This is a genomic window from Epilithonimonas sp. UC225_85, from assembly GCF_042695135.1.
In the GTDB taxonomy this organism is placed as follows: domain Bacteria; phylum Bacteroidota; class Bacteroidia; order Flavobacteriales; family Weeksellaceae; genus Epilithonimonas.
The window spans coordinates 2,423,377-2,438,247 of sequence record NZ_CP170547.1 but is presented as its reverse complement, the minus strand read 5'-3'; the positions used below and the strand labels follow the sequence as shown (position 1 = coordinate 2,438,247).

Genomic DNA, 14,871 nt, shown 5'->3' with positions numbered 1-14,871 from the left:
CAGTGCAAAATTCATTTTCCAATAAAATATTGTGTTTCGGGGAATTGCTTTTGCATTTTGCTCCGGATTCCGAAGGAAACTGGCTCAATGACCAGTCTCTGAAAATTTTTGTGGGCGGTGCAGAATACAACGTGGCTTATGCGCTTGCACAATGGAACAATCCTGTAAAATTCCTTTCAGCTTTGCCTGAAAATTTTATAGGAAATCAATTGGAATCTCAACTCAAAAATAAAGGAATCGAAATCTTTGCAGAGAAAAATCCCGGCAGAATCGGAACTTTTTACCTTTCTTCAGATGGCGATATGCAAAACGCATCGGTGGTTTACGACCGTTTTCTATCGGTTTTCACGGAATCGGATTTTAACACTTTTAGTTTTGATAAAATTTTTTCAGAAGTAAAATGGCTTCACATCAGCACGATTACGCCGGCTTTGAGTGAAAATGCTTATCAGAAATGTCTGGATTTAATGAAAGAAGCAGCGTCAAGAAACATCACCGTTTCCCTCGATTTGAATTACCGTGCTGCACTTTGGCAGGGTAGAAATCCTTCAGAAAAAATAAAAAATCTGATGCCTTTTGTGAATGTTTTGATGGGAAATATCTGGTCAATTCAACAATTTTTAGAAATTCCAATTGAATATGAACTCAACGGGAATTTCGACGATAAAAACCTTTTGAAACAGGCTGAAAAATCAGCATTAGAAATTCAGAAACAATATCCTAATGTAGAATTGGTTGCCAATACTTTCCGTTTCACAAGCGGCGAAGAAGTCAACTATTTTGCGACTTTATTCGCAGATGAAAAGCTTTTGGTTTCGGAACATTATCATTCAACAAAAATTGAGGAAAGAGTGGGAAGCGGAGATTCCTTTATGGCAGCTTTGATTCACGGAACTTTAAAAGGAAATTCATCACAGCAGATTTTAGAAAATGCTACAAAAGTCGCTTTCAAAAAGCTTTTTGTAAAAGGTGATACCATTAATGATAGCATTAATATTGAAAAATTATGAGTGTAATACTACAAAAAATAAAAGACCAGAAAATCGTTCCGTTGTTTTACAATGAATCGTTTGAGGTTTCAAAAAATACCGTAAAAGCTTTGTACGAAGGAGGAATCCGTGTGATAGAATACACCAACCGTGGAACGCAGGCACTGGAAAATTTCATCAAACTGAAAGAAATCTCCGCCACCGAATTTCCGGAACTTTTGTTAGGAATCGGAACCGTGAAAAATATAAAAGAATTGGATGATTATACCAATGCAAAAGCAGATTTCATCATCACACCAGTTATCAACGAGGAACTTGTAAAATATTCAGTTTCAAAAAATATCAATTTGATTCCGGGTTGTTTTACGCCTTCTGATGTCAATTTGGCTTATCAGAACGGACTTCTATTGGTAAAGATTTTCCCGGCAGATGCTTTAGGTAAAAATTATATTAAATCTATTCAACCTGTTTTTCCTGGAATGCATTTTATGCCGACTGGAGGAATCAATGTTGATATTGAAGATATTACAGAATGGCTTAAAGGTGGCGCAATTGCTGTCGGATTGGGCAGTTCGCTCATCAAAACAGATTTTACGACAGAACAACTGACTGAGAAAGTTCAGAATTTATTACAACAACTTAATCAAAATTAAATGCAGGCCCCTAAAAATCACAATATCAGATGGTTTATGCTGTCTTTGGTCTTTCTCGCTACTACGATCAATTATCTCGACCGTCAGGTAATGGGTTTGCTAAAACCTGTTCTTGAAAAAGAGTTCGACTGGGACGAGAAAGATTACAGCTACATTGTGATGGCATTTACGACGACTTACGCCGTTGGTTATCTGGCTATGGGAAGATTTATCGACAGGGTAGGAACCAAAATCGGTTATGCCGTTTCTTTGATTGTCTGGAGTCTTGCTTCTATTGGACACGGTTTTGTGAAAAGCACCGTTGGATTTTTGATCGCAAGAAGCACACTTGGAATCAGCGAAGCAGGAAATTTTCCCGCAGCGATAAAATCAGTCGCAGAATGGTTTCCGAAAAAAGAAAGAGCTTTGGCAACGGGAATTTTTAATTCTGGTGCAACGGTTGGAGCTATTTTGGCGCCACTCCTTGTACCTATTATTTTAGCGCAATATGGCTGGAGAGAAACCTTCGTTTGGATTGGTGCACTCGGTTTATTATGGATTGTCCTTTGGTGGAGATTTTATACCATTCCTGAAAAGACTAAAAAATTAAGTCAGGAAGAATTACAATATATCAAAAGTGACCAAGATGGAAAAACGCAGGAACAGTCCAAAGTTCCGTTATCCGAAATATTAAAATACAAAGTCACCTGGTCTTTTGCCATCGGAAAAATTCTGACCGACCCGATTTGGTATTTCTTTATGTTCTGGCTGCCTGCGTATTTTTCAGACGTATTTAAAATGGATATGACAAAACCTTCCATTCCGCTGATTATCATTTACAGCGGAACCACGATCGGAAGCATCGGCGGTGGTTATCTTTCCTCATTTTTAATTAAAAAAGGCTGGGCAATCGGAAGAGCCAGAAGTTTTACAATGCTCTTGTTTGCTTTGATGGTCGTTCCGGTAATGTTCTCAAAATATGTCGATAATATGTGGCTGATTACCATCATCATTGCCTTTGCAACCGCAGCGCATCAAGGATGGGGAGCCAATCTGATGACAACTGTTGGCGACAAATTACCTAACAATTATGTAAGTTCTGTTATTGGATTTGGCGGAATGCTCGGCTCGGCAGCAGGAATTATTTTCCCGCTTTTCATCGGAATTGTTTTAGATTCTTTTAAAAAAGCTGGAAATATCAACGGCGGATACAACATTATATTTTTTATTGCCGGCGTTTCTTATGTTGCCGCTTGGGGAATTATCTGGTTGATTAACAGAAAAAAAACTGAAATAATAATTAAATAACTATCACATAAAAAGAAAAAATATGGAACAGAAGATAATGAATTGGACATTTTTTAGGAATAAAACCAATATACTTGCAGCGGCTGCTTTGCTTTCCGTAAGTAGCATTTCTGCACAGACTTTCTCAGACTTTTTGTATCGTGGAAATGATAAAATATACACAAACAATCCTTTAAAAGAAAACGAATTTTACTCTCCGATTCTTCAGGGCTGCTATCCGGATCCGAGTATCACCAGAAAAGGAGACGATTATTATTTGGTCAATTCTTCATTTTCAATGTTTCCGGGTGTTCCGATTTTTACGTCTAAAGATTTGGTCAACTGGAAGCAAGTTGGTCACGTTCTCGACAGACCTTCACAGCTTAAAGTTGAAAAAGGTGGCGTTTCTCAGGGAATTTATGCGCCGGATATCAAATACAACAAGTACAACGACACATTTTATATGATTACCACGCAGATTGCAGGCGGAGTAGGAAATATGGTCGTGAAAACAAAAGACCCTGCAAAAGGCTGGAGCGAGGTTCAGAAACTGAACTTTGACGGCATCGACCCTTCAATTTTCTTTGATGATGACGGTAAAGCATACATTGTTCATAACGATGCACCGCCAAAAGGAACAGAACAGTATCAAGGTCACCGTGTCATCAAAATGTGGGATTATGATTTGAAAAAAGATCAGGTTGTAGCAGGTTCAGATAAAATTATTGTAAATGGCGGTGTCGATCTTTCCCAAAAACCAATCTGGATAGAAGGTCCGCACTTATATAAAAAAAACGGAAAATATTTTCTGATGTGTGCAGAAGGCGGAACCGGAGGTAATCACAGCGAAGTTATTTTTATGTCAGACTCGCCGAAAGGGCCTTTCATTCCTGCAAAAAACAATCCTATCTTAACTCAGAGATATTTTCCAAAAGACAGAAAAGATAAAGTAGATTGGGCAGGTCACGCTGATTTGGTGGAAACGCCGGATGGAAAATATTACGGTGTATTTTTGGCGATTCGTCCAAATGAAAAAGGACGTGTGAATCACGGAAGAGAAACGTTCATTCTTCCTGTAGACTGGAGCGGAACCTATCCTGTTTTTGAAAACGGTTTAGTTCCGATGAAACCCAAATTGAAATTACCTGTAGGCGTAAAAAATCAGACCGGACAAAACGGATTTTTCCCGAATGGAAATTTCACATATAACGATAAACTGACCGATAAAAATCTTGATTACCGATGGATTGCAATGCGTGGACCTCGTGAAAACTTCATCACGGCTACGAAAAATGGTGTACAAGTGAATCCTATGGAAACGAATATCAAAGCTTTGGCTCCTGTTTCGGCGTTATTCCACAGACTACAGCACGAAGATTTTGAAACTTCCGTAACACTTGATTTTAAACCAAAATCTGAAAAAGAATTAGCCGGAATCACTTGTTACCAAAGTGAACGATTCAACTATGTATTCGGAATTACGAAAAAAGATAAAGACTTTTACATTGTTTTAGAAAGAACCGAAAAAGGCGAATCCAAACTGATTGCCAGCGAAAAATTCGCACTTTCAAAAACGATTAAATTACAGGTTGTTGGTGAAAAAGATGAGCTTAATTTTAATTACTCTTTAGATGGAAAAACCTACAAAAATATTGGTGGTCCGGTTTCTGGAGACATTCTATCCACAGATGTTGCAGGCGGATTCACAGGAAGTTTAATTGGTTTATACAGTACATCGTCTAACGATATTGTACCAAATTAAATAAATTATCAATAGGGACGGGCTTTAGCCCGTTCAATAAAAAGGAATAACCAAATTGGCTTTAGCCAAAACTTAATATACAAATGCAGGTTTTGACAGGTGAGTTTGAAACGCTTAAAGCAAAAACGATTAGTATTAGCAATGTTACACTGAGCTTGTCGAAGTGCTTCTTTTAAAATTGAATTAAAAATTTAAATCAACCAATCAAATATTAAAGTTTTGAAAATTAATAAACCATTTCATATAGTTTCTCTTTTCGGATTTATCGGGCTGAATCTCCTTTCAGCTCAGGTAAATCCTGCTCAGAAACAGCGGACGACAGTATTTACAAATCCTATCATTTGGGCAGATGCTCCGGATTTGTCAGTGACGAGAAACGGTGATGATTTTTATCTCATAAGTACCACAATGCATCTGATGCCGGGAGCTCCGGTAATGCATTCCAAAGATCTGGTTCACTGGGAAATGGCGAGCTATGTTTTCAATACATTAAATGACAATTCAAAATATGATTTGCTTAATGGAACAGTTTACGGTCGAGGTCAGTGGGCGTCTTCCATCCGTTATCACAAAGGGAACTATTACGTTTTGTTTTCCCCGAATGACGAACCTTTCAAATCCTATTTTTATGTGACAGATAATCCCGAAAAAGGAAACTGGAAACTGATTACCAGAACCCGACATTTTCACGATGCTTCGCTGCTTTTTGATGATGACGACAGGGTTTATGTTTTCACCTCCAACAAAGTTTTTGAATTAAGTTCTGATTTTAAAGAAGTCATCGGAAATCCTGACGGAACGGTGATTTTTGAAAAAGATTCTTCAGAAACCGGACTTTTGGAAGGCAATCAAATCATTAAAAAAGACGGGAAATATTATATGATGATGATTTCCTGGCCAAGAGGTGGAAAACGCCGTCAGGAAGTTTACAGAGCCGATAAAGTAACCGGACCTTACGAGAAAAAAGTCATTTTGGAAGACAATTTCCTCGGATTTTCTTACGCGGGACAAGGTGCTTTGATTGATGATAAAAATGGTAACTGGTATTCTTTGATTTTTCAGGATAGAGGAGGAGTAGGGCGTGTCCCGATCTTGATTCCTGTAAAATGGGAAAATGATTGGCCTGTTTTGGGTGAAAACGGAAAAGTTCCTTTGAATGGCGAAGTTCCGCTTCCTCCATTCAAACCGAAAAATAACATCGTGGAAAGTGATGAATTTTCAGACAAAAAATTGAAAATCCAATGGCAATGGAATCACAATCCTGTGAATGAAGCCTGGTCTTTATCCGATAGAAAAGGGTTTATGAGACTTAAAACGAGCCGAGTGGTAGACAATATTTACGCCGCTCCGAATACTTTAACTCAAAGAATGGAAGGACCGAAATCCAGTGCGGTAGTTGCCCTGGATTTAAAAGGAATGAAAGATGGCGATGTTACAGGATTCAGCGCGTTCAATGGAGATTCGGGGATTTTGTCTTTGGTAAAAGAAGGCAATCAGAAGTTTCTCACTTTTTCTACCAATGAAGTCAGTCTTGATAACAAAACGAAAGCGATTACCGGAGTGAAGAAAGAAAAAAAAAACGTGTTGAAATTAAATCTGATAAGATTTTCCTCCGTATTGAAGCAGACTTCAACCTTGGAAAAGACTTGGCGGATTTTTCTTACAGCACCGACCAAAAGAACTGGACAGAAATGGCTAAAGATTATAAAATGATTTTCGATTACAGAAGATTTTTTATGGGTTCTAAATTTGCCATTTTCAATTATGCAACGAAAAGTACAGGAGGTTTTGTAGATGTAGATTTTTTCAGAATTACAGATTCTTCAACCATAAAATAAATACTTTAGATTAATATTTAAAAAAGAAAAAAATAATTACTTATCGTGTTATTTTTTTTATCTAAATTAATAAGTGTAAAAAATACAAATAAAAAATTATGAAAAATTCAATTGTATTTGCTTTAGGTTTTGTCTTGACAGGGATGTTTATTTCTGCGCAAACTTTTGATAAACAGGCTCCGCAAGGTTTTGATGTTGAAAAGAAAGAAATTTCCCACGGAAAAATTGACACCATAAAATACGAATCAAAAACGGTAGGAATCCAAAGGAAAGCTTTGGTTTACACGCCGCCGGGCTTCAAAAAAGGGAATAAATATCCGGTTTTGTACCTGCTTCACGGCATTGGCGGAGACGAAAAAGAATGGTTCAAAAACGGAACGCCTCAGATTATTCTTGACAATCTGTATGCTCAGGGAAAACTAACACCAATGATTGTTGTTTTGCCCAATGGCAGAGCGATGAAAGACGACAGAGCAACGGGAAATATTATGGCAAAAGATAAAGTGGAAGCTTTCGCAACCTTTGAAAAAGATTTGCTGAACGACCTTATCCCTTTTATCGAAAAAAAATATCCTGTTAAAAAAGACCGGGAAAACAGAGCAATTGCCGGACTTTCGATGGGAGGCGGACAAACCCTGAATTTCGGATTGGGAAATATAGACAAATTTGCTTGGGTTGGAGGATTTTCATCTGCTCCGAATACTAAAGAACCTCAACAATTACTTCCGAATCCTGCCAAAGCTAAGGAATTAAAATTGCTATGGATTTCCTGCGGTGATCAGGACGGACTGATGCCTTTCAGTAAAAGAACAAGCGATTATCTTACAGAAAATAAAATTCCGCACATCTTTTACATAGAACCGGGCGGTCACGATTTCAAGGTCTGGAAAAATGATTTGTATATTTTTTCGCAGTTGCTCTTCAAACCTGTTGATAAAACTAAATTTTCTGAATTTACCGTTTTTGGAAGTCCCGCCGAATCTAATATAAGAAACGCTCAGTTTCCTCAGATTTTACCTAACGGAAAAGCACTTTTCCGAGTGAAAGCTCCGGATGCACAGAAAGTTCAGATAGATTTAGGGAAAAAATATGACCTCAAAAAAGAGTTAGACGGCGCTTGGACGGCTACTACAGATTCTCTGAGCGAAGGCTTTCATTATTATTCTTTATTGATTGATAATGTAGCGGTTGCAGACCCATCCAGCAAAACATTTTACGGAATGGGAAGATATGCCAGCGGAATTGAAGTTCCTTTTGCAGGAGACGATTATTATGCCCTGAAAGACGTTCCGCACGGCGATATTCGTATTCAGAATTTGTATTCAAAAATTACGAATTCCTGGCGAAGAGTTTTCGTTTACACACCTCCGGGATACGATAAAAATGTGAATGAAAGTTATCCTGTTCTCTACATTCTTCACGGTGGTGGCGAGGATGAAAGCGGATGGGCAACTCAGGGAAAAACCAATCTGATCCTTGATAATCTGATCGCAGAAGGAAAAGCAAAACCGATGATTGTGGTGATGCCAGATGCGAATATCGGACCTGCCGGATTTGGAAATTTTGTTATCAGAAACCTTCAGATGTTTGAAAGAGAACTGAAAGAATCCGTGATTCCATTTATGGAATCGAGTTTCAGAGTTAAAAAAGATGCTTCTAACAGAGCTTTGGCAGGACTTTCAATGGGTGGGATTTATACGTTGTACACAGGAATTCAGAACTCGGAAATGTTTTCTTCTTTGGGCGTTTTCAGTTCAGGATGGATGCTTCCTATGTTGCAGAATGTAGCCGATGATGAATATAAATTTCTTTCTGAAAACAAGGCAAAGTTCAATTCAAATATCAAAAATTTCTGGATTGCGATGGGCGGAAAAGATGATATCGCTTACAAAAATGGTCAGATGATGAATAAAAAATTGGATGAATTAGGTATAAAATATACTTATTCCGAATATCCCGGCGGTCACACCTGGCCGGTTTGGAGAAACAATCTGTATCAATTTGCGCAATTGCTTTTTAAAAATTAAAATTTATTCTTCAGTTTTTAAGCTGTTAAAATTTAATTCAAATCCATAATCACAAAATATGAATTTCAAAAAAATAAGCATAAAAGCTTTAATTATTACCATTGTGGTACTGTCAGGAATAGAGCAGAACGCCAATGCACAGTCGTATAAAAAGACAGATTCAGGCTTTAACTTTTCTACAGCTGATATGAATGTGGAAGTGAAATTTTACGGACCGCATACGATAAGAATAATCAAATATCCTGAAGGGAAATCATTTGTAAAAAACAGCTTGTCAGTCATTAAACAAGAACAAAAAACAAAATTCTCTGTTACAGAAAATAATGATATTTTATCAGTAAAAACAAATGATCTACAACTTTTCATTAATACAAAAAACGGAGAAATAGCCTACACAACATCATCCGGAAAAGAACTTCTGAAGGAAAACGGAAGTAATTTCAAACCTTTTGATGATGCCGGAAATCCAACTTACTCTGTAACCCAATCGTTTCAGTTGGAAAAAGAAGAGCCAATTTACGGCTTGGGAATTCTTCAAAACGGAAAATTATCCCAACGTAATCAGGACATTAGAATGGTTCAGAACAATACTTGGGATTTTGTGCCTTTCTTCCAGTCTGTAAAAGGTTATGGTATTTTTTGGGACAATTATTCTCCGACTCAGTTTACCGATACTACTCAGAAAACATCTTTCGCCTCCGAAGTGGGAGAAGGTGTTGATTATTATTTTATGTACGGAGGAAATGCTGACGGTGTAGTTTCCGCAATGCGCAACCTTACCGGAAATGTTCCGATGTTCCCGTTATGGACTTACGGTTTCTGGCAAAGTAAAGAACGGTATAAAAGTCAGAATGAAATCGTAGATGTGGTTAAAAAATACCGTGATTTGAAGGTTCCTCTGGACGGAATCATTCAGGATTGGCAGTATTGGGGAAACAATTATCAGTGGAATGCGATGGATTTTATCAGCCCCGATTTTCCTGATGCCACAAAAATGATTAACGACATCCACGGGATGAATGCCCATTTGTCTGTTTCCATCTGGTCGTCATTCGGACCGATGACGAATCAATATCGTGAATTGGACAAAAAAGGAATGCTTTTCAATTTCAAAACCTGGCCGGAATCTGGCCGGGAAGTCTGGCCTCCCGATATGAATTATCCTTCCGGAGTGCGTGTTTACGATGCTTACAATCCTGAAGCCAGAAATATTTACTGGAAATATCTGAACAAAGGCGTTTTCAGTCTAGGCGTCGATACCTGGTGGATGGATTCTACAGAACCCGACTATCTGAGCCAAAAACCGGAAGATTTAGATACCAAAACATACCTCGGTTCATTCCGAAAAGTGAGAAATGCGTATCCATTAATGGCTGTCGGTGGCGTTTATGACCATCAGCGGGCTACAACGAGTGATAAAAGAGTTTTTATTTTAACAAGGTCTGCATTTGCAGGTCAGCAAAGATATGGCGCAAATACTTGGTCGGGCGATGTCAATTCTTCCTGGGAATCATTACGCAATCAGGTTCCGGCAGGTCTTAATTTCACCTTGACCGGAAATCCTAATTTCAATTCAGACATCGGCGGATTCTTTGCCGGAACGTATAAAAAAGGCTGGAATGAAAGTTCAGGTTCAAAAAATCCTATGTTTCAGGAATTGTATGTTCGTTGGCTGCAATACGGAACCTTCACACCGATGATGCGATCCCACGGAACCGATGTTCCGAGAGAAATTTACCAGTTCGGAAAAAAAGGAGATGTGGTGTACGATGCCGTGGAAAAATTCATCAGATTGCGTTACAGTATGTTGCCTTACATCTATTCTGTTTCGTGGGATGTTTCCAAAAATCAGTCAAGCTTTATGCGACCGCTCGCAATGGATTTTTCTTCGGATAAAAAAGTCTGGGACATCAATAACGAATATATGTTCGGGAAATCTTTTCTTGTCGCACCTGTACTGAATGCCCAATACACGCCTGAAAAAATAGTTAAAACCGATGAAAATGAAGGTTGGAACAAAAAGGATGAGAGCAAAAAAGAGGGTTCAGTTTCCAATATAGATTTCACGCAAAATAAATCGGTCAAAGTCTATCTTCCGTCTGGTTCTGAATGGTACGACTACTGGACCAATACAAAATATAAAGGCGGACAGGAAATCGAGAAAACAGTCAATATTCAAAGCATTCCATTGTATGTAAAAGGTGGAAGCATTATTCCTTTCGGTCCCGATGTTCAGTATGCAACAGAAAAAAAATGGGATAATCTTACTATAAAAATTTACCCAGGTTCAGATGCAGATTTTGTTTTATATGAAGATGAATTCGACAATTACAACTACGAAAAAGGCGACTATACCGAAATACCAATGCATTGGAATGACAAATCCCGAACACTCACCATCGATACCCGAAAAGGAAAATATATTGGAATGATTGAGAACAGAAACTACACCATAATTCTTCCTGATGGTCAGCAGAAAGAGGTTGCTTATTCAGGGAAAAATGTTAAAGTAATTTTTAAATAATGATGAAGCTTTAGAGCCTTTAATAAAATTTAATCAATATGGTAACCCATCAAAATATCAAAATAATTCTACTGCTTTGTTTCTTTGGAAGCGGAATTTTTTCTGCCCAGCAAACATCAGGAATTAATGAAAATATCATTTCAAATGATAGCGGTTTTCCTGTTGTTTCAGCGGATGGAAATGCTACAAACTTATTTTACGATAAATCCGAAAATGTTGCAGTCATTCGTGCTGCGAAAGATTTACAGTCGGATATTCAGAAAGTTACCGGAAAATTGCCCAATCTTTCCACAACAGAAACTTCCGGCGAATTTGAAATCATCATCGGAACTTTAGGCACCAATAAATTAATTGACAAGCTTATTTCCTCTAAAAAAATCAATGCCAAAGATTTAAAAGGAAAATGGGAAAGTTTCGTAATCACAACCATAGAAAATTCAAAATCTAAATCCAAAAAGCAACTCATCATCGCAGGAAGTGACAGACGAGGAACCATCTACGGAATTTATGAATTATCAAAACAATTAGGCGTTTCTCCGTGGTATTACTGGAATGATGTTCCTGTAAAAAAACGTTCTTCAGCGTATGTCGTGTCAGGATATTTTGCTTCCGGCGAGCCTAAAGTAAAATACCGTGGAATTTTCATTAATGATGATGAACCGGCTTTCGGAACGTGGGCAAGAACCAAATTCGGAGGCATCAACAGCAAGATGTATGCGAATATGTTTGAGCTTTTGCTTCGTCTCAGAGCCAATTATCTCTGGCCTGCAATGTGGGGAAAAGCCTTCAACGAAGACGACCCGCTCAACCCGAAAGTTGCTGATGAATACGGAATCGTGATGGGAACTTCGCACCACGAACCGATGATGCGTGCTCAAAAAGAATGGGGAAATCACAGCAAAGAATACGGAAACGGCGAATGGAATTACCACACCAATAAAGATGCGCTTCTGAAGTTCTGGGAAGACGGATTTAGCCGAAATAAAAATTACGACAATCTCGTAACGATGGGAATGCGTGGCGACGGCGACGAACCGATGAGCGATTTGGGAAGTGCAGAAGCCAATTTTAAATTGCTTGAGAAAATTATGCAGGATCAGCGAAAAATTATTGAAAAAGTAACCAAAAAACCTGCAAAAGAAACACCTCAGCTTTGGGCTTTGTACAGCGAAGTTTTGGATTATTACGACCAGGGAATGAAAGTTCCGGACGATATGACGATTTTGTTGTGTGACGACAATTGGGGAAATGTCCGCAGATTGCCTTATCTCAATGCGAAAAAACATCCCGGCGGTTACGGAATGTATTACCACGTCGACTTGCACGGTGCACCAAGAGCTTATCAATGGCTGAATATGACGCAGATTCCCCATATGTGGGAACAGTTGCAGTTGACGTATAGTTATGGTGTCGATAAAATCTGGATTCTCAACGTTGGCGACTTGAAACCCAACGAATATCCAATGGATTTCTTCCTGAATATGGCGTGGAATCCGACTTCTTTTACTCAGGATAATCTTGGAAATTACACAGAAAAGTTTGCAGATGACCAATTTGGAAAGACCAATGCGAAAGAAATTGCGGAAATTATCAATCTTTATTGCAAATATAATTCAAGAGTTTCTGCGGAAATGATGAATCACAAAACCTACAATCTTCATAGTGGAGAGTTTTTGCAGGTAAGAGATTCTTATTTAGCGTTGGAAGCAAGAGCTTTAAGACAATTCATCAATTTGGATGATGCTTACAAAGACACCTACAAACAGATTTTTTTGCATCCCGTTCGGGCGATGGCAAATCTCTACGATATGTATTACGCCGTCGCAATGAATCACAAATTGGCAGATGAAAAAGACCTGAAAGCCAATTATTGGGCAGATTACGCCGATGAATGTTTTGCCAGAGATGCCGAATATACCAAAGATTATAACCTGAATATATCCGGAGGAAAATGGAATCATATGATGGACCAAACCCACATTGGTTACAAATCCTGGGACGAGCCGAAAGAAGGAAACATTAAACCAACCGTTTACAGAATCACACCCGAAGAATCTAAAACCGGCGGTTATATTTTTGAAGAAAAAAATGGCGTGGTTGCGATAGAAGCAGAACATTTCTTTGAAACTAAAAATTCCAAAAACGCAAAATGGACCATTATTCCAGACTTGGGAAGAACACTATCGGGAATCGCCTTGATGCCTTACACTGAGAAAACAGACGGAGCTTCAATCAATTATCAATTCAAATTAAAGAATAATTCGTCGACTGTAAAAGTTCATTTCTTCTTTGATTCTACGCTCCCGTTCAAAAAAGGTGGTCACAGCATCAAAGCTTATTTCGATAAAAACGAAACAAAAGTGATTTGCATCAATCAGGATTTGACTTGGGCAAATAATTATACCAAAATGTATCCCGCAGCTGCAGCAAGATTGGTGGAAAAAGTAGAAACATTCACGCTTCTGGCTAATCAAAATGGAAATTATAGGCTGACAATCGAACCTTTAGACCCGGGAATTGTCTTGTATAAAGTAGTTGTGGACAACGGCGGCTACGAAGAAACGTATTTAAAAATGGATGAAAGTCCGTATAAAAATTAAAATTCCACAAAGTCCCAAAGGGACGGTTTAACAAAGAATGGGATGCAATCCTATTAAATTTAAAAGATAAAATTAAAATTGATGAAGATTTTTAAAAATATTCTGGCGTTTTCATTATTCATATTTACTTTGAATACTATTTTTGCTCAGGTTGAAAAAAGCAAAACTTCTTTACAGAAAGAATTTCGCTACACCAATCCCATAACCAGAGATTCTGCCATTTCGATGCGCGACCATTTCATTATTAAAGTTGATGATTTGTGGTATTGCGTGGGAACTTCCAATCCGGTTTGGACAGGTCCAAATCCCGGCGTCCGAATGTTGGTTTCTAAGGATATGATCAATTGGAAACAACATTCTTTCATTATTGATGCCAAAAAACTTCCAAAAGACACACCTTATAACGGAAGATTCTGGGCTCCCGAAATTCATTTTATTCAGGGTAAATATTGGTTAACCGTAAACAGCGGAAAAGTGACCAAAGAAGACCCAAAAGGAATGGCAACACACAGCGTTTGGTTATTTTCAGCGGATAAAGTAACAGGACCTTACAAATTGGTGAATGGACCTTTGACACCACAATACAATAATGATTCTACCTTATTTGAAGATGAAGACGGTCAGGTTTATCTGTATTGTAGTGGTAACGGACTTTTTCAAGCTAAAATTGATTTAAAAACAGGAAAACTAACCACACCTATTCAAAAATTTCTCGACAAAAAACAACCAGGCTGGCCGGAATGGATGGTTGGCGGAATCGAAGGACCTTTTGTCATCAAAAAAGAAGGAACCTACTTTATGTTTTTCTCGACTTGGACAAGAGGTTACGAAGTGGGTTTATTAAAATCAAAATCACCTTTAGGACCTTGGGAATTGGCTTCGCCTGAACCTATTTTTGGAACTCGAAAAAAAGGTTACCGAACCGAAATGGCAAAAGAAAACGGCTACGAGAATCTTTTCTTTAAGGATACCGAAGATCCTTATCAGGAAACAGGACACAACGCTTTGTTCATCGGGCCAGACGGAAATCTCTGGAATTCCTGCCATTATTTTATGTACGAAAAAAGACCTTATCCGTACAGTCAGACTTTCCAGCCTTGGGAGTTAGGTCCGCAAATGGGAATCGAGCCAGTACATTACAAAGACGGAATGTTTTACATCGATGGACCAACCTGGACAGAACAAATCATTAAATATTAAATTCAAAAAAAC

10 protein-coding genes are annotated in these 14,871 nt (G+C 38.2%); all 10 read left to right on the top strand.

Annotated features, from left to right (window positions below):
* The first annotated feature begins 2 nt into the window (after nt 1-2).
* Nucleotides 3-1,010 carry a sugar kinase gene (locus ACFJGY_RS11155; RefSeq protein ID WP_379963890.1) on the top strand — a complete coding sequence of 336 codons (1,008 nt, stop codon included), beginning with the start codon at nt 3-5 and terminating at the stop codon, nt 1,008-1,010.
* Nucleotides 1,007-1,642, top strand: coding sequence for a bifunctional 4-hydroxy-2-oxoglutarate aldolase/2-dehydro-3-deoxy-phosphogluconate aldolase (locus ACFJGY_RS11150; RefSeq protein WP_379963888.1), 636 nt, complete (start codon nt 1,007-1,009; stop codon nt 1,640-1,642). The genes ACFJGY_RS11155 and ACFJGY_RS11150 overlap by 4 nt, the downstream gene beginning before the upstream one ends.
* Nucleotides 1,643-2,929, top strand: a complete 1,287-nt coding sequence (locus ACFJGY_RS11145; RefSeq protein ID WP_379963886.1) for an MFS transporter — start codon at nt 1,643-1,645, stop codon at nt 2,927-2,929.
* A gap of 22 nt (nt 2,930-2,951) precedes the next feature.
* Nucleotides 2,952-4,670 carry a glycoside hydrolase family 43 protein gene (locus ACFJGY_RS11140; protein WP_379963884.1) on the top strand — a complete coding sequence of 573 codons (1,719 nt, stop codon included), beginning with the start codon at nt 2,952-2,954 and terminating at the stop codon, nt 4,668-4,670.
* A 219-nt stretch (nt 4,671-4,889) separates the two neighbouring features.
* Nucleotides 4,890-6,383, top strand: a complete 1,494-nt coding sequence (locus ACFJGY_RS11135; protein WP_379963882.1) for a glycoside hydrolase 43 family protein — start codon at nt 4,890-4,892, stop codon at nt 6,381-6,383.
* Nucleotides 6,317-6,508 carry a hypothetical protein gene (locus tag ACFJGY_RS11130; protein WP_379963880.1) on the top strand — a complete coding sequence of 64 codons (192 nt, stop codon included), beginning with the start codon at nt 6,317-6,319 and terminating at the stop codon, nt 6,506-6,508. Before ACFJGY_RS11135 ends, ACFJGY_RS11130 begins: the two co-directional genes overlap by 67 nt.
* 98 nt (nt 6,509-6,606) lie before the next feature.
* A complete protein-coding gene (locus ACFJGY_RS11125) occupies nt 6,607-8,535 on the top strand; it encodes an alpha/beta hydrolase-fold protein (RefSeq protein ID WP_379963878.1) in 1,929 nt (642 codons plus the stop codon).
* A gap of 58 nt (nt 8,536-8,593) precedes the next feature.
* The gene (locus ACFJGY_RS11120; RefSeq protein ID WP_379963876.1) at nt 8,594-11,059 is read left to right on the top strand and encodes a TIM-barrel domain-containing protein; all 2,466 of its coding nucleotides are present in this window, start codon (nt 8,594-8,596) and stop codon (nt 11,057-11,059) included.
* 38 nt (nt 11,060-11,097) lie between these two features.
* On the top strand, nt 11,098-13,659 hold the full coding sequence (locus ACFJGY_RS11115; protein WP_379963874.1) for a glycosyl hydrolase 115 family protein: 2,562 nt from the start codon (nt 11,098-11,100) through the stop codon (nt 13,657-13,659).
* 81 nt (nt 13,660-13,740) lie between these two features.
* Complete coding sequence (locus tag ACFJGY_RS11110; RefSeq protein WP_379963872.1) at nt 13,741-14,859, top strand: glycoside hydrolase family 43 protein; 1,119 nt, start codon at nt 13,741-13,743, stop codon at nt 14,857-14,859.
* Nucleotides 14,860-14,871: the final 12 nt, after the last annotated feature.